Origin of the sequence: Pseudomonas sp. 2822-15 (genome assembly GCF_002742515.1) — a bacterium.
GTDB lineage: Bacteria > Pseudomonadota > Gammaproteobacteria > Pseudomonadales > Pseudomonadaceae > Aquipseudomonas > Aquipseudomonas salomonii.
Map to the genome: position 1 here is coordinate 308,086 of NZ_LJRY01000377.1, position 22,572 is coordinate 330,657.

General features: G+C 60.8%; 23 protein-coding genes. 10 read left to right on the forward strand and 13 right to left on the reverse strand.

The genetic code is table 11. The features are described from left to right. Positions 1 to 9: 9 nt before the first annotated feature. Both AOA59_RS30470 and AOA59_RS30475 read right to left on the reverse strand, forming a co-directional pair. Positions 10 to 492, reverse strand: a complete 483-nt coding sequence (locus tag AOA59_RS30470) for a GAF domain-containing protein (RefSeq protein ID WP_099490014.1) — start codon at positions 490 to 492, stop codon at positions 10 to 12. Further along, complete coding sequence (locus tag AOA59_RS30475; RefSeq protein ID WP_058422851.1) at positions 489 to 1,379, reverse strand: ATP-binding protein; 891 nt, start codon at positions 1,377 to 1,379, stop codon at positions 489 to 491. The genes AOA59_RS30470 and AOA59_RS30475 overlap by 4 nt, the downstream gene beginning before the upstream one ends. Before the next feature lie 163 nt (positions 1,380 to 1,542). On the opposite strand from AOA59_RS30475, the gene AOA59_RS30480 reads away from it, so the two are divergent. Continuing rightward, positions 1,543 to 3,852 (forward strand): response regulator, encoded by a 2,310-nt coding sequence (locus AOA59_RS30480; protein WP_099490015.1) that lies wholly within the window; start codon positions 1,543 to 1,545, stop codon positions 3,850 to 3,852. On the opposite strand, the gene AOA59_RS30485 is transcribed toward AOA59_RS30480, so the two are convergent. From AOA59_RS30485 to msrB, 3 genes are all read right to left on the reverse strand, one after another. After that, complete coding sequence (locus AOA59_RS30485; protein WP_099490016.1) at positions 3,806 to 4,297, reverse strand: MarR family winged helix-turn-helix transcriptional regulator; 492 nt, start codon at positions 4,295 to 4,297, stop codon at positions 3,806 to 3,808. The two genes, AOA59_RS30480 and AOA59_RS30485, sit on opposite strands and share 47 nt — an antisense overlap. Then, positions 4,294 to 4,779: a glutathione peroxidase gene (locus tag AOA59_RS30490; protein ID WP_065912391.1), complete on the reverse strand. Its 486-nt coding sequence runs from the start codon at positions 4,777 to 4,779 to the stop codon at positions 4,294 to 4,296. Before AOA59_RS30490 ends, AOA59_RS30485 begins: the two co-directional genes overlap by 4 nt. A gap of 226 nt (positions 4,780 to 5,005) precedes the next feature. Beyond that, on the reverse strand, positions 5,006 to 5,398 hold the full coding sequence (gene msrB / locus AOA59_RS30495; protein WP_065912389.1) for a peptide-methionine (R)-S-oxide reductase MsrB: 393 nt from the start codon (positions 5,396 to 5,398) through the stop codon (positions 5,006 to 5,008). A gap of 202 nt (positions 5,399 to 5,600) precedes the next feature. On the opposite strand from msrB, the gene AOA59_RS30500 reads away from it, so the two are divergent. Together AOA59_RS30500 and htpX are read left to right on the forward strand one after the other, a co-directional pair. Next, complete coding sequence (locus AOA59_RS30500) at positions 5,601 to 6,812, forward strand: pyridoxal phosphate-dependent aminotransferase (RefSeq protein WP_017136168.1); 1,212 nt, start codon at positions 5,601 to 5,603, stop codon at positions 6,810 to 6,812. A gap of 305 nt (positions 6,813 to 7,117) precedes the next feature. Next, positions 7,118 to 8,005, forward strand: a complete 888-nt coding sequence (gene htpX, locus AOA59_RS30505; RefSeq protein ID WP_056857171.1) for a protease HtpX — start codon at positions 7,118 to 7,120, stop codon at positions 8,003 to 8,005. Between the two features lie 171 nt (positions 8,006 to 8,176). On the opposite strand, the gene AOA59_RS30510 is transcribed toward htpX, so the two are convergent. Then, positions 8,177 to 8,833 (reverse strand): thiopurine S-methyltransferase, encoded by a 657-nt coding sequence (locus AOA59_RS30510; protein ID WP_099490017.1) that lies wholly within the window; start codon positions 8,831 to 8,833, stop codon positions 8,177 to 8,179. Between the two features lie 103 nt (positions 8,834 to 8,936). Here AOA59_RS30510 and AOA59_RS30515 point away from each other — a divergent pair, with 103 nt between their 5' ends. Then, complete coding sequence (locus AOA59_RS30515; RefSeq protein ID WP_099490018.1) at positions 8,937 to 9,704, forward strand: class III extradiol ring-cleavage dioxygenase; 768 nt, start codon at positions 8,937 to 8,939, stop codon at positions 9,702 to 9,704. 197 nt (positions 9,705 to 9,901) lie between these two features. Here the strand turns inward: AOA59_RS30515 and AOA59_RS30520 are convergent, their stop codons facing one another. Further along, complete coding sequence (locus AOA59_RS30520) at positions 9,902 to 11,575, reverse strand: DEAD/DEAH box helicase (protein ID WP_017136163.1); 1,674 nt, start codon at positions 11,573 to 11,575, stop codon at positions 9,902 to 9,904. A gap of 424 nt (positions 11,576 to 11,999) precedes the next feature. Here AOA59_RS30520 and AOA59_RS30525 point away from each other — a divergent pair, with 424 nt between their 5' ends. After that, the gene (locus tag AOA59_RS30525; protein ID WP_099490019.1) at positions 12,000 to 12,791 is read left to right on the forward strand and encodes a crotonase/enoyl-CoA hydratase family protein; all 792 of its coding nucleotides are present in this window, start codon (positions 12,000 to 12,002) and stop codon (positions 12,789 to 12,791) included. 120 nt (positions 12,792 to 12,911) lie between these two features. Here AOA59_RS30525 and AOA59_RS30530 read toward each other — a convergent pair whose 3' ends face one another. Beyond that, positions 12,912 to 13,667, reverse strand: coding sequence for a spermidine synthase (locus tag AOA59_RS30530; protein WP_017136161.1), 756 nt, complete (start codon positions 13,665 to 13,667; stop codon positions 12,912 to 12,914). Between the two features lie 124 nt (positions 13,668 to 13,791). On the opposite strand from AOA59_RS30530, the gene AOA59_RS30535 reads away from it, so the two are divergent. Continuing rightward, entirely contained in the window at positions 13,792 to 15,138 is a 1,347-nt protein-coding gene (locus tag AOA59_RS30535) for a class II 3-deoxy-7-phosphoheptulonate synthase (protein ID WP_099490020.1), read from the forward strand. Positions 15,139 to 15,300: 162 nt separating this feature from the next. Here the strand turns inward: AOA59_RS30535 and AOA59_RS30540 are convergent, their stop codons facing one another. Continuing rightward, the gene (locus AOA59_RS30540; RefSeq protein WP_099490021.1) at positions 15,301 to 16,518 is read right to left on the reverse strand and encodes a winged helix-turn-helix domain-containing protein; all 1,218 of its coding nucleotides are present in this window, start codon (positions 16,516 to 16,518) and stop codon (positions 15,301 to 15,303) included. Positions 16,519 to 16,563: 45 nt separating this feature from the next. Then, positions 16,564 to 16,770: a DUF1127 domain-containing protein gene (locus AOA59_RS30545; RefSeq protein ID WP_069788698.1), complete on the reverse strand. Its 207-nt coding sequence runs from the start codon at positions 16,768 to 16,770 to the stop codon at positions 16,564 to 16,566. A 70-nt stretch (positions 16,771 to 16,840) separates the two neighbouring features. Between AOA59_RS30545 and AOA59_RS30550 the strand changes: the two genes are divergently transcribed. Beyond that, positions 16,841 to 17,722 (forward strand): LysR substrate-binding domain-containing protein, encoded by an 882-nt coding sequence (locus AOA59_RS30550; protein WP_056857179.1) that lies wholly within the window; start codon positions 16,841 to 16,843, stop codon positions 17,720 to 17,722. Here AOA59_RS30550 and AOA59_RS30555 read toward each other — a convergent pair. After that, positions 17,712 to 18,461, reverse strand: a complete 750-nt coding sequence (locus AOA59_RS30555; RefSeq protein ID WP_056857180.1) for a sulfite exporter TauE/SafE family protein — start codon at positions 18,459 to 18,461, stop codon at positions 17,712 to 17,714. The two genes, AOA59_RS30550 and AOA59_RS30555, sit on opposite strands and share 11 nt — an antisense overlap. Positions 18,462 to 18,569: 108 nt before the next feature. Between AOA59_RS30555 and AOA59_RS30560 the strand changes: the two genes are divergently transcribed. The 3 genes from AOA59_RS30560 (at position 18,570) to AOA59_RS30570 (ending at position 20,723) form a co-directional block, all read left to right on the forward strand. Next, complete coding sequence (locus AOA59_RS30560; protein WP_056857181.1) at positions 18,570 to 19,520, forward strand: LysR family transcriptional regulator; 951 nt, start codon at positions 18,570 to 18,572, stop codon at positions 19,518 to 19,520. A gap of 79 nt (positions 19,521 to 19,599) precedes the next feature. After that, positions 19,600 to 20,052, forward strand: coding sequence for a MarR family winged helix-turn-helix transcriptional regulator (locus AOA59_RS30565; RefSeq protein WP_099490022.1), 453 nt, complete (start codon positions 19,600 to 19,602; stop codon positions 20,050 to 20,052). Between the two features lie 251 nt (positions 20,053 to 20,303). Further along, positions 20,304 to 20,723, forward strand: a complete 420-nt coding sequence (locus AOA59_RS30570; RefSeq protein ID WP_056857183.1) for an organic hydroperoxide resistance protein — start codon at positions 20,304 to 20,306, stop codon at positions 20,721 to 20,723. 67 nt (positions 20,724 to 20,790) lie between these two features. On the opposite strand, the gene AOA59_RS30575 is transcribed toward AOA59_RS30570, so the two are convergent. Then, positions 20,791 to 21,363, reverse strand: a complete 573-nt coding sequence (locus AOA59_RS30575) for an elongation factor P (RefSeq protein WP_003218698.1) — start codon at positions 21,361 to 21,363, stop codon at positions 20,791 to 20,793. A 49-nt stretch (positions 21,364 to 21,412) separates the two neighbouring features. After that, complete coding sequence (gene earP / locus AOA59_RS30580; RefSeq protein ID WP_099490023.1) at positions 21,413 to 22,546, reverse strand: elongation factor P maturation arginine rhamnosyltransferase EarP; 1,134 nt, start codon at positions 22,544 to 22,546, stop codon at positions 21,413 to 21,415. Positions 22,547 to 22,572 lie beyond the last annotated feature (26 nt).

Consider the following 22,572-nt stretch of genomic DNA (forward strand, 5'->3'; position numbering starts at 1 on the left):
CCTGCTGGATCAGCAGTCGGTCAACCGCAGGAAAATCGCCGCCAACTGCTCGATGCCTGCCTGGTCCTGCTCGCTGAAACGGGCCAGCGACGGGCTGTCCAGATCCAGCACACCCACCAGCATGCCATCCTTGACCAATGGCACCACCAGTTCGCTGTTGGAAGCGCTGTCACAGGCAATATGGCCCGCGAATGCATGCACATCTTCCACCCGCTGGGTTTGGCGCGATGCCGCTGCCGCGCCGCAGACGCCACGCCCGAAGGGGATACGCACGCAAGCGATCTGGCCCTGGAACGGGCCAAGCACCAGTTCTTCATTGCGATTGAGGTAGAAGCCCGCCCAGTTCAAGTCGTCCAACTGGTTGAACAGGAACGCCGAGAACTGCGCACTGTTGGCGATAAAGTCACGCTCATCGGCGAGCAGCGATTCCAGCTGCGCGCAGAGCATGGCATAACCGTCCAGGCCGGTGCCGGCCTGTTGTAAATCGATCATGGTTGACGCTCCAACAACTTGAGACCCACCCAGTAACGGGCGAATTGATACGCGCACCGGCCGTTGCGATTGCCACGCCCGGTGGCCCAGCGCACGGCCAGGATATCGAGGGCTTCATCACGCTGCCACTGCAAGCCGGCCTTGCTGGCCAGTTCGCCGATCCAGTGTTCGACCACGTCCAGGAAGTGCTCCTGGCTGAACGGGTAGAACGACAGCCACAGGCCAAAACGGTCGGACAAGGCAATCTTGTCTTCCACTGCCTCACTGGGGTGCAACTCACCGTCCACGCGCTTCCAATTGTCATTGTCGCTCTGGTTTTCCGGCACCAGGTGACGACGGTTGGACGTGGCATACAGCAAGACGTTTTCCGGCGCTTGCTCAAGGGAGCCGTCCAGCACGCTCTTGAGTACGCGATAATCGCCCTCACCCGCTTCGAAAGACAGGTCGTCACAGAACAGGATAAACCGCTGCGGCAGCTTGAGCAGTTGCTCGACCACACGCGGCAGGTCAGCCAGGTGGTCGCGCTCGATTTCAATCAGGCGCAAACCGGCCTTGGCATGCTGGGCCAGCAAGGCACGCACCATGGAGGATTTGCCGGTGCCGCGCGAGCCCCACAGCAACGCATGGTTGGCGGGCAGGCCATCGAGAAATTGCTGAGTGTTGCGCGCCAGTTGCTCACGTTGCTTGTCCACGCCGATCAGGTCGGACAGGCGCATGTCCAGGCTCACGTCCAGCGGCAGCAAAAAGCCGCTGCGGCCTTCGCGCTGCCAACGGGCGGCGAGGCAATTATTCCAGTCGATGGCTTGACGCGGTGCCGGTAACAGCGGTTCCAGGCGAGCCAGAACCGCATCGGCCCGCTCAAGAAAGGCATTCAATCGAGAGTCCACGATTATTCCTCTGGCAAGTTCTTGCAAAAGATGGCGTATTGGCAACCCTGTGGCAGACCCCACGAGGCTGCGTATAAAACGATTCATGCCGGCCAAGCCAAAGCCTGTGGATGTTCAGCTATGCTTGCCGGGCGAAGGGAAACGTGAAGTGGTTCAACACTCGATGGATATCAAGTTCGCCCACCGCTTGTCTTATAAACAAGCTCGATTGACTGTGCTGGTCGGTTTCGTCTTGGGAACCTTGCTCAGTCTGATCCAAATCGGCATTGATTATGCCAGCGAAGACGCCTCGATCAACCGTGAAATACGCTCACTGATCGAAATCAGCCATAACCCTGCCTCACGTATCGCCTACAACATTGATGCCGAACTCGCCCAGGAACTGGCCCTGGGCCTGTTGCACTCGCCGGCCGTCACCCACGCGCAACTGGTCGATAACAATGGCGTGGTGCTGGCCGACGTGAACCGGCCGCGCAAAGAGAGCGCGTACCGGCCCATCAGTGACTTCCTGTTTGGCGCCAACCGCCTGTTTGAAGACCGACTGTTCCTGAGCCACATGCCCAATGACTCCCTCGGCGTGCTGCGCCTGGACGTCGACACCTATGCCTTTGGCAGCCGTTTCCTGCACCGTGCCGAGATTACCCTGCTCAACGGGTTCGCCCGCAGCCTGCTGCTCACAGGCATTCTGCTGGGCCTGTTCTACGTGATGCTGACCCAGCCGCTGGTGCGCATTATCCGTGCGCTGAGCACCAGCAAGCAGGCCCGCCTGGATTGCCCGCCGGGTCACGAAAACGATGAAATCGGCGTGCTGGTGAACGTCGCCAACCAGCAATTCGAAAACATGCAGACCGAAATCCAGCAACGGCGCCATGCCGAGGACCGCCTCACCGAGTACCTGGGCCAACTGGAAGATATCGTCTCGGCACGCACCCTTGAGCTCAAGGCCAGCAACCAGCGCTTGAGCCAATCCAACGATGAGCTCGAAGCCGCCAAATTGACCGCCCTGGCCATGGCCCAGGCGCGCGCCGCGTTCCTGGCCAATATGAGCCATGAGATCCGCACGCCGCTCAATGGTTTGCTGGGCATGATCGCGCTGTCGCTGGACAGCCCGCTGAACGCCGAACAACGCCAGCAACTGTCCATCGCCCACGATTCGGGCAAGGTGCTGGTGGAACTGCTCAACGACATCCTCGACCTGTCGAAATTCGACGCCGGCCAGTTGGAGCTCGAACGCATCCCGTTCGACCTCGGCTCATTGGTGGAGGACACCGCCAACCTGCTGTCGCAGAACGCGGCGCCGAGTGTCGAGTTGACCTGCCTGATCGACCCGCTGTTTGCGGCGCAGGTGATTGGCGACCCGACACGGGTACGGCAAATCGTCAGCAACCTGCTGTCCAATGCCTTGAAGTTCACCCGCTTCGGCCGCGTGGACGTGCGCCTCAGTGCCGAGAATGGCCGGGTAAAAATCGAAGTGTGTGACACCGGCATCGGCATTGCCCAGGAAGCGCAGGTGAAGATATTCCAGCCGTTTACCCAGGCAGGTGCGGGTATCACGCGCCAGTTCGGCGGCACCGGGCTGGGGCTGGCGTTGACGCATAACCTGTGTGAAGCGATGAAGGGCCGCTTGAGCATCAGCTCGGAAGTCGGCTTCGGCAGCCAGTTCTGCGCCGACCTGCCGCTGCCCACACATTTACCGGCCGCACGCCAAGCGCCACTCACGGGCGAAGTCATCGCCATCACCAACGCCGGCAGCGGCCTGGCGGAATTGCTCGGCACCTTGCTGCCGACTTGGGGGTTGGCGCTGCGCTGCTATTCCCAGGACGATGACTTGACCGGGCTGCGCCCCGACCTGCTGATCACCGATTGCCCGGAGTGCCTGTTCCGCCTGCGCCCAGGTATCAGCGCACCGATTCTGCTGGTGACCGCCTACGGCAACTTCATGCCCAGCGAAGAAGTCGCGGCCCTGATGCCGCTGCAGCAACAGGCACGCCCGCTGAGTCGCAATGCGCTGTACCAGATTCTGCAACGCAACCTGCGCAGCGAGGCGCAACTGATCCTCGACCCTGTCCAGATGGAGGCCGCGCCCCAGGCGCATCGCGCGCGCATCCTGCTGGTGGAGGACAACCCGGTCAATCAACTGGTGGCCAAGGGCATGCTCAGCAAGCTCGGCTGCGAAGTGATCGTGGCGGCCCATGGCGGCGAAGCGCTCAAATTGCTGGAAGAACAGCGCTTCGACATGGTGTTGATGGACTGCAATATGCCGGTGATGGACGGCTACGAGGCCAGTCGGCAGATTCGTCGCAGCGGGCGCTGGCCGGAACTGCCTATCGTCGCCTTGACCGCCAACGCCCTGGCGGAGGAGCGCGAGCGCTGCCGGGCGGCGGGAATGGATGACTACCTGGCCAAACCGTTTCGCCGCGAAGAGCTCAAGGCCCTGCTGGACCTGTGGGTGCGGAACTCGACAAGCCTTTGATCTGCGCCAGCAACTCGTCCAGCCCCTTGCGCAACACGTCGGCCTGGTTCAGGTCGACGCCGCTGTCGCACAGCAGCCGGGTTTTCAAGGCATGGGCCTGGTCGCGCAACTGCACGCCCGCGGGGCTCAGGCTCAGATGCACCTCGCGCTCATCCAGCGCGCTGCGCCGACGCTGCACCAACGCCAACTGTTCCAGGCGCTTGAGCAACGGCGTCAGCGTGCCCGAGTCGAGCATCAGGCGCTCGCCCAGGGCTTTGACTGTGGGTTGCGCCGGGGTGGCGGCGTGCCACTCCCACAACACCAGCATCGCTAGATATTGCGGGTAGGTCAGGCCCAACGGGTCGAGCATCGGCTTGTACGCCCGCGTTACCGCGCGGGACGCAGCATAGAGCTTGAAGCACAGCTGGTCGTCCAGGGCCAGGGACACACGGGGCACGTCGGTCATTTGAGCAGGGCTTCGATCTCTTGGGTCAGGGCTTCGGGCTTGGTGGTCGGGGCAAAACGCTTAACCAACTTGCCATCACGGCCGATCAGGAACTTGGTGAAGTTCCACTTGATGCGTTGGGAGCCCAGCAGCCCCGGCGCTTGTTTTTTCAGTTGCACGAACAGGGGGTGGGCGTCGCTGCCATTCACGTCGATCTTCTTGAACAGCGGGAAGCTGACGCCGAAGTTCAGCTCGCAGAACTCGGAAATCGCCCCTTCGTTGCCAGGTTCCTGTTTGCCGAACTGATTGCAGGGAAAGCCCAGCACCACCAGACCTTGATCCTTGTACTGCTGCCAAACCTGCTCCAGGCCCTTGTATTGCGGGGTGAAGCCACATTTGCTGGCGGTGTTGACCACCAAAATGGCCTTGCCGGCAAAATCGGCCAAGGTCTTTTGCTCACCCTTGATGGTGGTGCACGGGATGCTCAGCAGGTTGTCGCTCATGGCAGCGCCTCGAATACGGGGAAAGAACTGCAAAGATAGTAGGCAATTTAATTGTGTGCAATTTAATTGACCGCAGTGATGCTTTTACATAGATCGTTCCCACGCTCTGCGTGGGAATGCAGCCCAGAACGCTTTGCGTTCGCTTCTAAAGTCGTGACGTGGAGCGTCACAGGAGGCATTCCCACGCGGAGCGCGGGAACGATCAGTCACGATCAGTCACGATCAGTCAGCGTGGAACGAGGTCCAGGCACACCGAGTTGATGCAGTAACGCAGGCCGGTGGGTGGCGGGCCGTCCGGGAACACATGCCCCAGGTGCGCGTCGCACTTGGCGCAGGTGACTTCGGTGCGGATCATGCCGTGGCTGACGTCACGGATCTCGATCATCGCGCTGTCGGCAATCGGTGCGTAGAAGCTCGGCCAGCCGCAGCCGGAATCGAACTTGGTGGTGGAATCGAACAGCGGCTCATTGCAGCAAATGCAGTGGTACACGCCATCGGTCTTGGTGGCATTGTATTTGCCGCTGAAAGGTCGCTCGGTGCCTTTGAGACGGCACACGTTGTACTGCTCCGGATCAAGCATCGCCTTCCATTCATCAACGGTTTTCTGCAACTTATCCATCGGTACACCTCGGCAACTGAAAAACCCTGATCTGTGTCTTTTCCATGGATCAGGCGGCACGTATGATTGCGCCTCTTCAAAACGCCAGTCTGGCACCCGCGCTACCGGCATTCAAACGTATTTATGGGTGCGGGCCCCGCAGGTTTCGCAGTACGGTAGTGTCCACGCCGTCTGGATCGTTCATTTTCAGGATCACATCGCCATGCAGGTCAGCAAATCGAACAAGCTCGCCAACGTCTGCTACGACATTCGCGGCCCAGTGCTCAAGCACGCCAAACGCCTGGAAGAGGAAGGCCATCGCATCCTCAAGCTGAACATTGGCAACCCGGCGCCCTTTGGTTTCGAAGCACCGGACGAAATCCTCCAGGACGTGATCCGCAACCTGCCGACCGCCCAGGGCTACAGCGACTCCAAAGGCCTGTTCAGCGCCCGTAAAGCCGTGATGCAGTACTACCAGCAAAAGCAGGTGGAAGGTGTCGGCATCGAAGACATCTACCTGGGCAACGGCGTGTCCGAGCTGATCGTGATGTCCATGCAGGCCTTGCTCAACAATGGCGATGAAGTGCTGGTGCCGGCGCCCGACTACCCGCTGTGGACCGCTGCCGTGACCCTGGCCGGCGGCCACCCGGTGCACTACCTGTGCGATGAAGGCGCGGACTGGTTCCCGGACCTGGCCGACATCAAGGCCAAGATCACCCCGAACACCAAGGCCCTGGTGATCATCAACCCGAACAACCCCACCGGCGCGGTCTATTCCAAAGAAGTGTTGCTGGGCATGCTCGAACTGGCGCGCCAGCACAATCTGGTGGTGTTCTCCGACGAGATCTACGACAAGATCCTCTACGACGACGCCGTGCACATCTGCACCGGCTCCCTCGCGCCGGACCTGCTGTGCCTGACCTTCAACGGCCTGTCCAAGTCCTATCGGGTGGCGGGTTTCCGTTCCGGCTGGATCGCCATCTCGGGCCCCAAGCACAATGCCCAGAGCTACATCGAAGGCATCGACATGCTGGCCAATATGCGCCTGTGCGCCAACGTGCCGAGCCAGCATGCGATCCAGACCGCCCTCGGCGGCTACCAGAGCATCAACGACCTGGTCTTGCCCCAGGGCCGTCTATTGGAACAACGCAACCGCACCTGGGAACTGCTCAACGCGATCCCGGGCGTCAGCTGCGTGAAACCCATGGGCGCGCTGTATGCCTTCCCGCGCATCGACCCGAAAGTCTGCCCGATTCTCAACGACGAGAAATTCGTGCTCGACCTGCTGCTGTCGGAAAAGCTGCTGGTGGTGCAGGGAACGGCGTTCAACTGGCCGTGGCCGGATCACTTCCGCGTGGTGACCTTGCCGCGTGTGGATGACCTGGACATGGCCATTGGTCGCATCGGCAACTTCCTCAAGTCCTATCGCCAGTAATGTAAAAGTCGCTGTACGACCACCATTCGGTCGTACAGCGAGTATCTGGCAACACTTCTCTAGCCTGCCTCCCCTCCTCGCTTGCCGCTGCACACCACGGACCGGTCAGCCCCTTGTAACTACAGGGCGCCAAGGCATGAGCGGGGTGATCAGCGGTCACTTTTCAGGTCAGAAATTCCCTTCAAGGCTCTACATTGATGCTGTAGGACACAGTTTGAAATAGTCGCTCGGTTGAATCACCCCAGGCCGCACCTTATATACCCCGCAGTACGCGACATATTAAGCATGAGGAGAACTCTACAACCATGATGCGCATCCTGCTGTTCTTGGCCACTAACCTGGCGGTCGTGCTGATTGCCAGCATCACCCTGAGCCTTTTCGGCTTCAACGGGTTCATGGCGGCCAACGGGGTTGATCTGAACCTCAATCAGCTGTTGGTTTTCTGTGCGGTCTTTGGTTTTGCCGGCTCGCTGTTTTCGCTGTTCATCTCCAAATGGATGGCGAAGATGAGCACCAGCACCCAGGTCATCACCCAGCCACGCACCCGGCATGAGCAATGGTTGCTGCAAACCGTTGAGCAACTGTCCCGCGAGGCCGGCATCAAGATGCCTGAGGTCGGGATCTTCCCCGCCTATGAAGCCAACGCCTTCGCCACCGGCTGGAACAAGAACGACGCGCTCGTTGCGGTGAGCCAGGGCATGCTCGAACGCTTCTCCTACGACGAAGTGAAGGCCGTGCTGGCCCACGAGATCGGCCACGTGGCCAATGGCGACATGGTCACCCTGGCGCTGGTACAAGGCGTGGTGAACACCTTCGTGATGTTCTTCGCACGGATCATCGGCAACTTTGTCGACAAGGTGATCTTCAAGAACGAAGAAGGCCGTGGCATCGCCTACTTCGTGGCGACCATCTTCGCTGAAGTAGTGCTGGGCTTCCTGGCCAGCGCGATCACCATGTGGTTCTCGCGCAGACGCGAATTCCGCGCAGACGAAGCCGGTGCCCGCCTGGCCGGCACCGGGGCGATGATCGCAGCGCTGCAACACTTGCGCTCGGAACAAGGCCTGCCGGTGCACATGCCGGACAGCCTGACCGCATTTGGCATCAACGGTGGCATCAAGCAAGGCTTTGCCCGCTTCTTCATGAGCCACCCGCCGCTGGAGGAGCGTATCGATGCGCTGCGTCGCCGGGGCTGATAGCTCAGCGATGATGGCTCAGCAGTGACGGCTTTGCAGTGACACAAAAAGGGGCGACTTGGTCGCCCCTTTTTTGTGGGTGCTGATAACGCCATCGCGGGCAAGCCCGGCTCCCACAGTGAACGCATTCCAATGTGGGAGCCGGGCTTGCCCGCGATGGCGATGGCTGGGTCAACGCATAGTCAGCTGATACACACGCTCATCAAGCCGCGTGACGCCATCCTGCATAGCCTTCCAGCTCTCACTCAGGATGTCTCGCTCCTCCAATATCTCCAAGCTCCAACGCAAGCCCAGCAACACCCTGACTTCTTCGTCAGTCACCGCAAACGGCGGTCCAGCCTTCTGCGTCTGATCATAATCCAGGGTAATCAGCAGCCCCTTGCAGCCAGGGCGCACAAGCGTATGCAGATGCTCAGCGTATTGCGCCCGCATCAGCGGCGGCAGAGCGATCAACGCCGCGCGGTCATAGAGTGCAGTGCAATCGCTCACCGCCTCGGCGTCAATGGCGAAGAAGTCGCCGCACCACACCTCGATCAAGCCGGACACATATACCTTGAACGCGCCTTGCTGGCGGATATGCGGCGTCAACGCTTGCTCACTGAAGAAGGCTTCAACCGCCTGCTTCGACAGTTCCACGCCCATTACGCGATACCCAAGGCTTTCGAGCCAGATCAAATCCAGGCTCTTGCCACACAACGGCACCAGCACTTTTGCGCCGTCCTGCAGTGCCAGTTTCGGCCAATGCCGTTGCAGGTAAGGGTTGACGTCGGGCAGGTGAAAGCCAATCTGATTGCGCGCCCAGCGCTCTTGCCAAAACTTAGGTTGCATAAATCACCCTGAAAATTCGATCAAAAGGCGCTAAAACTTATATTAGATTTAGATCAATGATCTGATTGAAGATGGGCCTATGTTAACCCTCAGGACCCGACTTATGCTCCCCAGCCTGTTTATCTCCCACGGCTCGCCCATGCTCGCCCTGCAACCCGGTGCCAGCGGCCCTGCGCTGCGCCGTCTGGCGGCTGAACTGCCACGGCCAAAAGCGATTGTGGTGGTATCGGCGCATTGGGAAAGCCACGAATTACTCGTCACGGGCAGCGCCGCCCCGGAAACCTGGCACGACTTCGGCGGCTTCCCTGCCGAACTGTTTGCCGTGCAGTACCCGGCACCGGGCAACCCGCAGCTGGCCGGGCAGATCGTCGAGCTGTTGCAAGCCGATGGCCTGGATGCGCAACTCGATGCACGTCGCCCCTTCGACCACGGCACCTGGGTACCGCTGTCACTGATGTACCCGGCGGCGGATATTCCGGTGGTGCAGGTGTCCTTGCCCAGCCGCATGGGCCCGGCACTGCAAACCCGAGTCGGGCATGCCCTGGCGAGCCTGGGTGAACAGGGTGTGCTGTTGATCGGCTCCGGCAGCATCACCCATAACCTGGGTGAGCTGAACTGGCGCGCCGGACCCGAGAGCATCGAGCCCTGGGCACGGGATTTTCGCGATTGGATGGTGGATAAACTTGCCGCCAACGATGAAGCGGCCCTGCACGACTACCGCCGCCAGGCGCCACACGCCGTGCGCAGCCATCCCAGCGATGAACACTTGTTGCCGTTGTACTTTGCACGGGGTGCCGGAGGGGATTTCAGTGTGGCGCATCAGGGCTTTACCCTGGGCGCGCTGGGTATGGACATCTACCGCTTCGGTTGACGGAGATCTAAAGGTAGGAGCTGGCTTGCCTGCGATAGCGGTGGTTCAGTTAGCCTATTTGCCACTGATACACCGCTATCGCAGGCAAGCCAGCTCCCACATTTGATCGGGTGCTGATTCGAAAGAAATGCCAGGCAAAAAAAATCCCCGAACCAGTCGGGGATTTTTTATGTGCGATCAATCAGCCCAAAGGCAGATCAATCTTCGCGGTAGCGACGCAGCTTCAGCTGCTTACCGGCAACGCGAGTGTCTTTGAGCTTGGCCAGCAGTTTTTCCAGACCGTCTTCCGGCAGCTCCACCAGGGAGAAGCTGTCACGCACCTGGATGCGACCGATGGCTTCACGTGCCAGGCCACCCTCATTGAGGATAGCGCCCAGCAGGTTCTTGGCGGCGATACCGTCACGCGCGCCCAGCGCGGTACGGCAACGAGCACGGCCTTCGGCCAATGGAACCGGAGCGCGACGCTCACGATCACCACGGTCCGGACGGTCGCCAGTACGCTCTGGACGATCACCGCGTGGCGCGTTGTTCGGTACCAGTGGGCGTTCTTTCTCGATCGCTGCCAGGGTCAGGGCCTGACCGTTGGTGGCTTTGCGCAGCAGAGCTGCAGCCAGGGCACGTGGGGTGCAACCGATATCGGCAGTCAGGCGGTCCAGCAGGTCGCCGTGGGTCGATTCAGCGTCAGCCACCAGCGGCGACAGGCTGTTGGTCAGTTTCTTGATGCGCGCATCGAGAACGGCCTGGGCATCCGGCAGGCGGACTTCGGCAACTTTCTGACCGGTGACACGCTCGATCACTTGCAGCATGCGGCGCTCACGTGGAGTCACCAGCAACAATGCACGACCTTCGCGACCCGCACGGCCGGTACGGCCGATACGGTGAACGTAGGACTCTGGATCGTAAGGCATGTCAACGTTGAACACGTGGGTGATACGTGGAACGTCGAGGCCACGGGCGGCAACGTCGGTCGCCACAACGATGTCCAGACGGCCATCCTTGAGGGAGTCGATCACACGCTCACGTTGGTTCTGGGCAATGTCACCGTTCAGCGCAGCGGCTTTGTAGCCTTTGGCTTCCAGGGCGCTGGCCAGGTCCAGGGTCGCTTGCTTGGTGCGCACGAACATGATCAGGGCGTCGAAGTCTTCGACTTCCAGCAGGCTCAATACAGCCGAGGTCTTCTGGTCAGCGTGAACCAACAGGTGAGCCTGTTCGATCGCGGTAACGGTCTGAGTCTTGGTCTGGATCTTCACGTGTTGCGGATCACGCAGGTGGCGTTCGGCAATGGCACGGATCGACTGTGGCAGGGTGGCCGAGAACAGTACGGTCTGACGGGTCGGTGGCAGCGCTTTAAAGATGACTTCCAGGTCATCCATGAAGCCCAGCTTCAACATTTCGTCAGCTTCGTCCAGAACCAGGTGGTTCACGGTCGACAGCACTTTCTCGTCACGACGCAGGTGGTCGCACAGACGGCCCGGGGTGGCGACAACGATCTGTGCGCCGTTACGGATTGCTTTGAGTTGTGGGCCCATAGGCGCGCCGCCGTAAACGGCCACAACGGTTACGCCTGGCATTTGCTTGGCGTAGGTTTCAAAAGCGGTTGCTACTTGCAGCGCCAACTCACGGGTTGGCGCCAGGATCAGGGCTTGCGGCTCGCGCTTGGCAGGATCGATGCAGTGCAGGATAGGCAGGGCGAACGCGGCGGTTTTACCGGTACCGGTTTGCGCCTGGCCAATCATGTCTTGGCCGGCCATGATGATCGGGATCGATTGCTGCTGAATAGCCGAAGGTTCTTCGTAGCCGGTCGCAATGACGGCAGCAAGAATGTTCGGGTTAAGATTAAAAGCGGCGAAGCCGCCGGTTTCCTGGGTCATGGGTCTGCCTCTAAGTGCATCCGCAAAGACCCATGCTCCAAAGCTGCGCATGCCGTGTTGAGACTCAAGAGTCGCCCTGGCTGCTTTGTCGGCGGGGATTTGCGAAAACGAATGAATGAAAAAGATTCGTCAAGGGAGAGTCCGCTGTGCGGACGTGCAGCCGAAGCTGACTTCGGGGAATTGCGCTACCTAAACGCGGCCCGGTTAAAGGCCGGCGCGCACTATACCGGAAATAGCTGAAAAAGGGAGCTTTTTTTATCCGAAAGTGCCGATATACCGCGCTGCGTCACAGTCTTTGCGCATACCCGCGCCAAGGTCTATTTTTCAAAGGCCCGGCCCTGTTGGTCACAACACTTAAACGGTTCACCTGTGCATCAAGACCCATTGGTCTAAAACCCTACCCAAGCCCCCGAGGCCACCCCCGATGAATCAAGCCAGCAGCAGTCGCGTCAGCCGTGAATTAAAGGGTCATGTCCTGCTGTTGGGGCTGGATCGAGTGGCCAAGCGCAATGCCTTTGACCTGGACCTGCTCAATGAGCTGAGCCTGGCCTATGGCGAATTTGATCGAAACGACGACGCTCGGGTGGCGGTGGTATTTGCCCACGGCGAGCATTTTACCGCCGGGCTGGACCTGGCCAATGTCAGTGGCGTGATGTCGGGAGGCTGGCAACCACCGTTGGGCGGCTGCGATCCGTGGGGCGTGTTTGCCGGCCCCCGCGTCAATAAACCGGTGATCGTCGCGGCCCAGGGTTACTGCCTGACCATCGGCATCGAGTTGATGCTGGCGGCGGATATCAACCTCTGTGCCAGCAACACGCGCTTTGCCCAGATGGAAGTGCAGCGCGGGATCTTCCCGTTCGGCGGCGCGACCCTGCGTTTTCATCAGATTGCCGGCTGGGGCAACGCCATGCGCTGGCTGCTGACCGGCGATGAATTCGACGCCCATGAGGCGCTGCGGCTGGGGCTGGTGCAGGAAGTGATGGCCAGTGAAGACCTGCTGCCGCGCGCCATCGAACTGGCCAGCCGCATTGCCCGCCAGGCGCCGTTAGGGGTGCAGGCGACATTGATGTCGGCGCGTCAGGCGCGCATGGAAGGTGAAACCGTGGCGGCGGCCGGATTGCAGGGGGTGGTGGAGAAGCTGTTGAACAGTGAAGATGCCAAAGAAGGTGTGCGGGCGATGGTTGAGAAGCGGCCGGGGGTGTTCAAGGGGATTTGAGTAGGCTGTGCGGGCCTCATCGCGGGCAAGCCCGCTCCCACAGGTGGAATGCATTTCAACCGGAAAATGCTATTCAACTGTAGGAGCCGGGCTTGCCCGCGATGGCGTCAGTACAGGCAACTAAGTCGCCGGCCGAATCGCCTTGATCAACGCCTGCAACGAATACCCCAACCGCGGCGCCAACGCCTCGGCGCGGTCCGACAACGCAGCCATATCCAGTTCTTGATCCAGCTCGGAAGGCACCAGCAAAATCACATTGCCCTCCTTCACCGGCAGTTCCCAGTAATGCCGGTGATACAACCCGCGCAACAACGCCGCGCCCAATGGTTTACCGTCATCGGTCGCCCACTGGTTGATCACCAGCCAGCCGCCGGGGTTGAGCTTTTTCTGGCAGTTTTCCAGGAAGGTCCAGGCCAGGTGCCCGACGCCCGGGCCGACATCGGTGTACAGGTCGACAAAGATCAGGTCGGCCGACTCGGCGGTATCGAGCAATTGCAGCGCGTCACCAATGCGGATGTACAAGCGCGGGTCGTCATCCAGCCCCAGGTACTCGATGGCCAGGCGCGGCACATCCGGGCGCAGTTCAATGGCCTCGACGTCTTCCAGCGGCAGAAACTTGAGGCACGCCTGGGTCAGCGTGCCGGCGCCCAGGCCGAGGAACAGCGCGCTCTCCGGTTGCTCATGGCACAACGCGCCAATCAACATCGCACGGGTGTAGTCATACTCCAGCCAGCTCGGGTCGGCGGTAAACACGCAGCTTTGCTCGATGGCATCGCCAAACTCGAGAAAACGGTAATCGGCCACTTCGAGCACACGGATCATGCCGAAATCATCATGGACTTCGGCCAGCAGGCGCTCGACACGCTCCTCGCTCATCACTACTCCTAAAGGGTTTACCGCACGGCAAAGGCGCGATTGTCGGCCAAGCGGCGGCAACAGGTCACGCACTAATTGCTGCTAACATTGGCGCCCAACCGTCAATCAACCTATCGAGTTCATGATGAGCCAACCCTGGAGCCCCGACAGCTGGCGCGCCCTGCCGATCCAGCAACAACCCCAGTACCCGGACGCTGCGCACTTGCTGCACGTGGAGCAAAGCCTGGCCAGCTACCCGCCACTGGTGTTTGCCGGAGAAGCCCGCGAATTGCGCCGCCAGTTTGCCGAAGTGACCCAGGGCCGCGCCTTCCTGTTGCAGGGTGGCGACTGCGCCGAGAGCTTTGCCGAGTTTTCTGCGGCAAAAATCCGCGACACCTTCAAGGTGCTGCTGCAGATGGCGATCGTGATGACCTTCGCCGCCGGTTGCCCGGTGGTCAAAGTCGGACGCATGGCCGGCCAGTTCGCCAAGCCGCGCTCGGCCAACGATGAAACCATCGACGGCGTCACCCTGCCCGCCTACCGTGGCGACATCGTCAACGGCATCGGCTTCGATGAAAAAAGCCGCGTGCCGGACCCGGACCGCCTGCTGCAGTCCTACCACCAGTCCACTGCCACCCTGAATTTGCTGCGTGCGTTTGCCCAGGGCGGGTTTGCCGACCTGCACCAGGTGCATAAGTGGAACCTGGACTTTATCGCCAACTCCGCGCTGGCCGAAAAATACAGCCAACTGGCCGACCGCATCGACGAAACCCTGGCGTTCATGCGTGCCTGCGGCATGGACAGCTCGCCGCAACTGCGCGAAACCAGCTTCTTCACCGCCCACGAAGCGCTGCTGCTGAACTATGAACAAGCCTTCGTGCGCCGCGACAGCCTGACCAATGACTATTACGACTGCTCGGCCCATATGCTCTGGATCGGTGACCGCACCCGTCAGCTGGACGGCGCCCATGTCGAGTTCCTGCGCGGGGTCAACAACCCGATCGGGGTCAAGGTCGGCCCAAGCATGAAGCCTGAGGACCTGATCCGCCTGATCGACATCCTCAACCCGGACAACGACCCAGGCCGCCTCAACCTGATCGCGCGCATGGGCACCGGCAAGGTCGGCGACCACCTGCCCAACCTGATTCGTGCGGTACAGCGCGAGGGCAAGCAGGTGCTGTGGAGTTCGGACCCGATGCACGGCAACACCATCAAAGCCAGCAGCGGCTACAAGACCCGCGACTTTGCGCAGATTCTTGGCGAGGTGAAGGAGTTCTTCCAGGTGCACCAGGCCGAGGGCAGCTATGCCGGCGGGATCCATATCGAGATGACCGGGCAGAACGTCACCGAATGCATCGGCGGCGCACGGCCGATTACCGAAGATGGTTTGTCGGACCGTTATCACACCCACTGTGACCCACGGATGAATGCCGACCAGTCGCTGGAACTGGCGTTTCTGATTGCCGAGACGTTGAAGCAAGTCAAACGCTGACTCATAGGCTTGTTGTGGCGAGCGGGCTTGCCCCGCGTTGGGTGGCGAAGCCACCCTGAAACCAGCCACCCCGTTCTTCCAGATATACCGAGGTGTTTGTGATGGGGCTGCTTCGCAGCCCAACGCGGGGCAAGCCCGCTCGCCACAAAAGCCCTCGACAACTCATATTTGCAACATCGCCACCCGAAGCCGCGCCGCACTCGGCCGCTGGCAGTTGAGCTGCACCTGCTCCAGCCCCAGCCAGTCCGCCATCTGCCGCAGATTCAGGGCTAACGCCTGCATCCCTTCCTCATCCAGCCCCGGCTCCTCCTCATGCACCGCGTGCACCGCCAGGCGCCCATTGGCGCGCTCAGCGCGCAGGTCAACCCGTGCGGCGATCCGTTCGTTGTGCAAAAACGGCAACACGTAGTAGCCATACACCCGTTTGTGTTGCGGGGTGTAGATCTCAAGCCGGTAACGGAAGTCGAACAGGCGCTCGGTGCGGCTGCGCTCCCAGATCAATGAATCGAACGGCGAGAGCAAGGCGCTTGCTGGCACTTTGCGCGGCACTTTGGGTTCAGGCAGGCAGTACGCCGGCTGTTTCCAGCCCTGCACCTGGCACACCTGCAACTGCCCATCCTCGACCAACTCGGCCAGGCGGCCACGGCTGTCGGCGGGGTCGAGGCGGAAATAGTCGCGCAGGTCTTTTTCGGTGGCGACGCCCAATGCGGTCGCGCTGTGCAGCAGCAAGCCACGCTGAGCTTCGGCCTCGCTCACAGACGCTTGAAGAATGTCGGCAGGAATGACCCGTTCCGGTAAATCATAAAGCCGCTCAAAACCGCGCCGCCCCGCGACGGTGACCAGACCGGCAGCGAACAGCCATTCCAGCGCGTGTTTTTCCTCACTCCAATCCCACCAAGGGCCGGCACGCTCCTCGCGGGTCGACAAGCTGCCCGCGCCCAATGCGCCCTGCTGCTCGACGGTGTGCAGCACGCGCTCGATGGTGGCCTGCTGCTCACGCCCAAAACGCGCCATCTGCGAATAGATGCCCTGCCCCAACTTCGCCCGCTCCATGCGCCAGCGCATCAACGGGTACAGCGCCATGGGCAGCAAAGAGGCCTCATGGCCCCAGTACTCAAACAACGAGCGGCGCCGGCCCTGGCTCCAGGCAGCGTGTTCAAGGATCAACGGGGAGTAATGGCCCAGGCGCGAAAACAGCGGCAGGTAATGGGAACGCACCACGGCGTTGACCGAATCGATCTGCAATACACCCAACCGCTCAATCAAACGGTTGAGGTGCGCAGTCTTGATCAAGGCTGGCGCCTGGCGCCCGGAAAAACCCTGGGCCGCCAGCGCCATGCGGCGTGCTTGCTTGAGGGAAAAGGACAGGTCGGCGGGCATGGTTCTCTCCGTGTGAGCTCGCCGACCACCCTACTGCATCCCGGGTCATTTTCGCAGCGGGTCTTGCCAGAAATGCAGGTGACGCTCCTGCTCGACATCGCCGCGATTGAGCCCGATGTCCTTGAGCGCTTCATCGCTCAAGCTTGCCAGGGCATGGCGCTCTTCATGCAGCGCCTGCCAGCGGGCGACCGTGCGCAACAGCCCGGAAAACGGGCGTTTGCCCAGCAACACAAAACCTTTCTGACCTTTCATCTTCTCGCCCTCCCGTGGGGATGGCGCAAGTGTGTGCCTGACCTTATGATCAATCCAACGAATGTTTCTTATGCAATACATCTCGGAGATTGATCAATTGTCCGGCTACCCAAGCATCGACACCGACGTGCTGCGCACCTTCGTCGCCATTGCCGACCAGGGCGGCTTTACCCGCGCCGGCGAGTTAGTCAACCGCACGCAATCGGCAGTGAGCATGCAGATGAAGCGGCTGGAAGAAGACGTGCTGCAACGCAAGCTGTTCGAGCGCGATGGCCGCCAAGTCAGGCTCACGCCGGAAGGCGAGGTATTACTGGGTTACGCACGGCGCATCCTGAAACTGCACAGTGAAGTGTTCAACACCCTGCGCGAGCCGCATATGGTGGGATTGGTGCGCATCGGCACGCCGGATGACTACGTGATGCGTTTTCTGCCTGGCATTCTCAAACAGTTTTCCAAGGCCTACCCGCTGATCCAGATCGAGATGCACTGTGAGTCGTCATCGGTGTTGATGCAGCGCAGAGACTTGGCGCTGACCGTCATCAGCCGCGAACCCGGCAAGGAAATCGGCGAGTTGCTGCGTACCGAGCGCATGGTGTGGGCGGCCGCGCCGTGCTTCTGCGTGGACGAGCACGAGGCACTGCCCCTGGCCGGTTCCGGTACTGACTGCCTCTACTACCAGTGGACCCGCGCAGCGCTGGATGCGGCCGGGCGTGATTATCGCATGGCCTACCACAGCTCTAATGTGGCAGCGATCCAGGCGGTGGTTAACGCGGGCCTGGCCGTGATGGTGTGCATGGAAAGCCTGGTGACCGACGACTTGCGAGTCCTGAGCAGTGACGAAGGCTTCCCGCCACTGCCTTCGATGAACCTGCACTTGTTGCGTAACCCGGCGATGACCTCGCCGATCACCGAATGCCTGGCGGACTACATCGTCGAAGGCTTCAGACTTTAAAGGTCAACATCACCGCACACACGGCCAGGAAGGCGCAGAACAGCCCGCGCAACACACGCTCGGGCAGTGCATGGGCGACTTTCACGCCCCAACTGATGCTGAGCAGACCGCCCACCGCCAATGGCACGCCGATCATCCAGTCCACCTCATGGTGCCAGGCGTAGGTGACCAGCGTCACGCTGGTGCTGGGCAATGCCAGGGCCAGTGACAGGCCTTGCGCAACCACCTGAGTGGTGCCGAACAGACTGGTCAGCACCGGCGTGGCAACCACCGCGCCGCCCACGCCGAACAAGCCGCCCATGGAGCCGGACGCGGCACCCAGCACGCCAAGCCATGGCCAGGAATAACGCATTTGCGCGGTCGGCGGCGCGTTGCGGGTGAACAGGCGCAGCAGGTTGTACGCCGCCAGCGTCAGCAAGAACGCGATGAAGCCGATGCGCATGGCCCCGGCGTCCAGGCCCACCGCCCAGATCGAACCCAGCCAGGCAAAGCTGAAGCCCATGACCCCCAGCGGCAACGCGTGGCGCAATTCAATCCGGTTACGCTGGTGGTAACGCCACAAGGCCAGCATCACGTTGGGCACAACCATCACCAAGGCCGTGCCTTGGGCAATCTGTTGATCCAGGCCGAACAACACGCCCAGTACCGGAATTGCAATCAGCCCGCCACCAATGCCAAACAAGCCGCCGACCGTGCCGAGCGCCGCGCCCAATACCAGATACATCGCCAAATCCACCACAGCTCACCACTCCAGAAGCCCAGGCCTTGCATGCTACGCAGTCGACTCTAGCGCGGAAACGCACAGCAACGCACAATGGCTGTGCCAATCTCGCATAAGCACATGCCCATGAACCCCAACACCCTGACCGAGCAACTGAGCCTGTTTCTGGATGTATTGGAAGCCGGCAGCTTTTCCGCCGCCGCGCGCCGCCATCCACTGACACCCTCGGCGGTGGCGCGGCGCATCGACAGCCTGGAAAGCTCGGTGGGCAGCCGCCTGTTCCAGCGCAGCACCCACGCGGTGGTGCCCACGCCGGCGGGCCTGGCCTTTGCCGAGCGGGCGCGGCGGATCGTCAGCGAATTGCAACTGGCCCGCGCCGAAGCCGTGTCCTTGAGCCATGCGCCGGAAGGCTTGATCCGGGTCGACGCCCCCGCCGCCTTTGGTCGACGGCACTTGGCGCCGGTGATTGCCGACTTTTTGAATGTGTACCCTGGGCTCGATGTGCACCTGCACTTGATCGACAGCTTTGTCGATATGCAGGGTGCGCACCTGGGCAAAGTCGATCTGGTGCTGCGCGCCGGGCATATCGTTGACACGCGCCTGGTGGCCACGCCCCTGGCGAGCATTGTGCGCATCGCCTGCGCCAGCCCGGCGTACCTCAAAAGCCATGGCACGCCGAGCCACCCACGCGAGTTGAGCGAGCACGATGGCCTGGACTGGGACGGCCTGGCGCCGATGTTCGCCTGGCGCTTCGAACTGGATGGGCGCCGCACCCTCTACCGGCCGCGGCGTATCCGCATGAGCGCCAACAATGCCGAAGCCCTGCTGTCTGGCGCCCTGGCCGGGCTGGGCATCGCCCACCTGCCCACGTGGCTGGCCAGCGAATACCTGGTGCGCGGCGAGCTGCTGCCGCTGTTTTGCGAAAACGGACTGCCCAGCCCGGAAACCGCCGGCATCTATGCGTTGCGCCTGGAACAGCAACCCAATGCGCGCAGCCGCTTGCTGCTGGAATACCTCAAATCGCGCTTCAGCCCCGTGCCGCCATGGGATCTGGCGCTGCAAAGCGGCTTGGTCTGACCGATGCGCCAGAATTATCTGGCGCATTAAAGGTTTGCCCGCTAGATTCCTGGGCAGACACGCTTTTTAAGGCATCACCATGAGTAAAAATCCCAACCCGTGCGAAAACCTGATGCTGGACAACCAGCTGTGTTTCGCCCTGCACTCCACGTCGCTGCTGATGACCAAAGTCTACAAGCCGCTGCTGCAGGCCCTCGGCCTGACCTACCCGCAATACCTGGCCATGATGGTGCTGTGGGAAGAGGACGGCTTGACCGTCGGCGAAATCAGCCACCGCCTGCTCACCGACCCAGGCTCCCTCACGCCATTGCTCAAGCGCCTGGAAGCCGAAGGCCTGCTCAGCCGCACCCGCAAGCGCGAAGATGAACGGGTGGTGGTGGTGAAATTGACCGAAGCGGGACGTGCCTTGCAGGAAAAGGCGATGGGGATTCCGCAGTGCATTCTAGGGGCGAGCGGTATGCAGCTTGAGCAGTTGCGCAAGCTGCAGGCGGATTTGATTGCGTTGCGTAGTCATTTGCAGAACGCCGTCTGACGCGATTTTCCAAACACTAAAAATCTGAATGTGGGAGCGGGCTTGCCCGCGATAGCGGTGTGTCAGTCGCCAGATGTGCTAACTGATTCACCGCCATCGCGGGCAAGCCCGCTCCCACATTTTGGGATTTTTGTACTCAACTAAACATTTTGTAAATTTATCTTGCGCGCTAAATATTAGCGCTATATATTCGCCTCACCAACTACTTAGCGCACAAACATTTAGTGCTAAAAACCCAAGAGGACGACACCATGCAAACGCTCTATACCGCAGTAGCCACCGCCACCGGCGGCCGTGATGGTCGCGCTGTTTCCAGCGACAACATCCTCGACGTCAAACTCTCCACGCCCAAAGAGCTGGGCGGCGCTGGCGGCCAGGCCACCAACCCGGAGCAACTGTTTGCCGCCGGCTACTCGGCCTGCTTTATCGGCGCGCTGAAATTCGTCGCCAGCCAGACAAAACGCAAAATCCCGGATGACGCTTCGATCACCGCCCACGTCGGCATCGGTCAAATCCCCGGCGGTTTCGGCCTGGATATCGACCTGCACATCAGCCTGCCGGGCCTGGCACAAGACGAGGCGCAAAGCCTGGTCGACGCCGCGCACCAGGTCTGCCCGTACTCCAACGCTACCCGTGGCAACGTCGATGTGCGCCTGCACGTGACGGTCTGATTAACAGACGCGCACAAAAAAGCCCGACGCCAGGTCGGGCTTTTTGTGTCGTACGGTTTGGCCAGAATTACTTCTTGGCGCGACCTTTGTACGAACCACCTTCACGGGTGTCGATCTCGATCAGGTCGTCGATTTCGATAAAATCAGCAACCTGCAGCTCGGTACCGTTAGCCAGTTTGGCAGGCTTCATCACCTTGCCCGAAGTGTCGCCGCGAGCGGAACCTTCGGTGTAGGCAACTTTACGCACGATGGTGGTCGGCAGCTCTACGGAAACCAGACGGTCTTCGAAGAAGATCGCTTCGCAGACGTCTTCCATGCCTTCTTCCACGAACGGCAGAACAGCTTCGATATCTTCAGCGTTCAGCTCGTACATGGTGTAGTCGGTGGTGTCCATGAACGTGTAGGTGTCGCCGCTGATGAAGGACAGGGTCGCTTCTTTGCGGTCGAGGATCACGTCGTCCAGTTTGTCATCGGCGCTGTAAACGATCTCGGTCTTGTAACCGGTCAGCAGGTTCTTCAGCTTGGTCTTCATGATTGCGCTGTTACGACCAGACTTGGTGAACTCAGCTTTCTGAACCAGCCAAGGGTCGTTTTCGAGACGGATCACTGTACCGGGTTTCAGTTCTTTACCAGTTTTCATTGCATATATCCGAAATTTGGATGGGATTTACAAAATTCAAGGTGGCGTATCATATCCAACTTTCATAAAACTGTACCAGCGCCGTCGCAAGATCGGCCTGCAAGCCTTGTTCCAGACACCAGGTTTGCGCGTGCAGGTGTACCTGCGGCCAGTGTTCCATGAGCATTTTCCACGCTTGTGCCATATCGCCATCAGCGTTCCACGCTTGCCACAGGGTCACCACAGCGACCTTGGCGGCGGGCGACAAGGCGGCGGTGTACAGCGCTAGAAAGGCATCAAGCTTGTCCAGGTGGATGTCTTCGTCCTGGCGGTAGATGTGCCACAGCAACGGCCGCCCGGCCCACTGGGCACGCACGAACGAGTCTTCGCCGCGCACGGCGTTGAAGTCGCAGCACCACAGCAGGCGGTCATATTGTTCCTGGCGCACGAACGGCAGCACCTGCACGGTCAGCGCCTCGCGTTGATGCACATCGCCCACCGCCAGCGCCTCGACACCGAGCCAGCGCTGCACGTCGCCGAGGATGCGGCCTTCCGGCACCAACAGATGAGTGGCATGCCCATCCGTCGCCAACACGTCCAGCCAGCTGGCGAGCCCGGCATTTTCATAGGCAAACAACGACATCAGCCGCGCACCGGCTGCCGGAACGACGCCTATGGACTGTAGGAATTGTTGTTGCGCTGCGCCGTCTTGCTGAAATGCCTGACGCTGTTCCAACAAGCCGCTTTCACGCAAAAGCCCGCCCGTGCCCGGACGAAACCCCGGAAAGAAGAAGTACTTCTGCACGCCCTTGAACTTCACCGACGGCAGGCGGTGGCAACCCACCACCCAATCTTCGGCGCTGAGGTAATCCAGGTTCATCCACAACGGCGTGCGTTCGCACGCCGCCATGGCTTCCATATAATCGGGCGGCAACTGGCAAGCAAAGGCGGCAATCACCACGTCAGCAGGTTGCGTCTGCGGCCAGTCGCCCGGCCAGTGGCGCACTTCAACGCCCTCCTGCCATTGCTGATCGAGCTGCACATCGATTTCGGGGCACATGCGCTCGAAGGCGCGCAGGTCGTCGACCCACAAGCGCACTTCGCACCCGTGCTCCACCACCAACTGCCGGGCCAGGCGCCAGGTCACGCCGATGTCGCCGTAGTTGTCGACGACGCTGCAAAAAATATCCCAGCGGGCTTTCATTCCGGGCTCCAACCTTCAAAGGCTCG

Bases quoted from the DNA above. Each gene is read 5' to 3' on its own strand.
- AOA59_RS30470 (WP_099490014.1), bottom strand. From the start codon at position 492: ATGATCGATTTACAACAGGCCGGCACCGGCCTGGACGGTTATGCCATG.
- AOA59_RS30480 (WP_099490015.1), top strand. From the start codon at position 1,543: ATGGATATCAAGTTCGCCCACCGCTTGTCTTATAAACAAGCTCGATTG.
- AOA59_RS30485 (WP_099490016.1), bottom strand. From the start codon at position 4,297: ATGACCGACGTGCCCCGTGTGTCCCTGGCCCTGGACGACCAGCTGTGC.
- AOA59_RS30490 (WP_065912391.1), bottom strand. From the start codon at position 4,779: ATGAGCGACAACCTGCTGAGCATCCCGTGCACCACCATCAAGGGTGAG.
- msrB (WP_065912389.1), bottom strand. From the start codon at position 5,398: ATGGATAAGTTGCAGAAAACCGTTGATGAATGGAAGGCGATGCTTGAT.
- AOA59_RS30500 (WP_017136168.1), top strand. From the start codon at position 5,601: ATGCAGGTCAGCAAATCGAACAAGCTCGCCAACGTCTGCTACGACATT.
- htpX (WP_056857171.1), top strand. From the start codon at position 7,118: ATGATGCGCATCCTGCTGTTCTTGGCCACTAACCTGGCGGTCGTGCTG.
- AOA59_RS30510 (WP_099490017.1), bottom strand. From the start codon at position 8,833: ATGCAACCTAAGTTTTGGCAAGAGCGCTGGGCGCGCAATCAGATTGGC.
- AOA59_RS30515 (WP_099490018.1), top strand. From the start codon at position 8,937: ATGCTCCCCAGCCTGTTTATCTCCCACGGCTCGCCCATGCTCGCCCTG.
- AOA59_RS30520 (WP_017136163.1), bottom strand. From the start codon at position 11,575: ATGACCCAGGAAACCGGCGGCTTCGCCGCTTTTAATCTTAACCCGAAC.
- AOA59_RS30525 (WP_099490019.1), top strand. From the start codon at position 12,000: ATGAATCAAGCCAGCAGCAGTCGCGTCAGCCGTGAATTAAAGGGTCAT.
- AOA59_RS30530 (WP_017136161.1), bottom strand. From the start codon at position 13,667: ATGAGCGAGGAGCGTGTCGAGCGCCTGCTGGCCGAAGTCCATGATGAT.
- AOA59_RS30535 (WP_099490020.1), top strand. From the start codon at position 13,792: ATGAGCCAACCCTGGAGCCCCGACAGCTGGCGCGCCCTGCCGATCCAG.
- AOA59_RS30540 (WP_099490021.1), bottom strand. From the start codon at position 16,518: ATGCCCGCCGACCTGTCCTTTTCCCTCAAGCAAGCACGCCGCATGGCG.
- AOA59_RS30545 (WP_069788698.1), bottom strand. From the start codon at position 16,770: ATGAAAGGTCAGAAAGGTTTTGTGTTGCTGGGCAAACGCCCGTTTTCC.
- AOA59_RS30550 (WP_056857179.1), top strand. From the start codon at position 16,841: ATGCAATACATCTCGGAGATTGATCAATTGTCCGGCTACCCAAGCATC.
- AOA59_RS30560 (WP_056857181.1), top strand. From the start codon at position 18,570: ATGAACCCCAACACCCTGACCGAGCAACTGAGCCTGTTTCTGGATGTA.
- AOA59_RS30565 (WP_099490022.1), top strand. From the start codon at position 19,600: ATGAGTAAAAATCCCAACCCGTGCGAAAACCTGATGCTGGACAACCAG.
- AOA59_RS30570 (WP_056857183.1), top strand. From the start codon at position 20,304: ATGCAAACGCTCTATACCGCAGTAGCCACCGCCACCGGCGGCCGTGAT.
- AOA59_RS30575 (WP_003218698.1), bottom strand. From the start codon at position 21,363: ATGAAAACTGGTAAAGAACTGAAACCCGGTACAGTGATCCGTCTCGAA.
- earP (WP_099490023.1), bottom strand. From the start codon at position 22,546: ATGAAAGCCCGCTGGGATATTTTTTGCAGCGTCGTCGACAACTACGGC.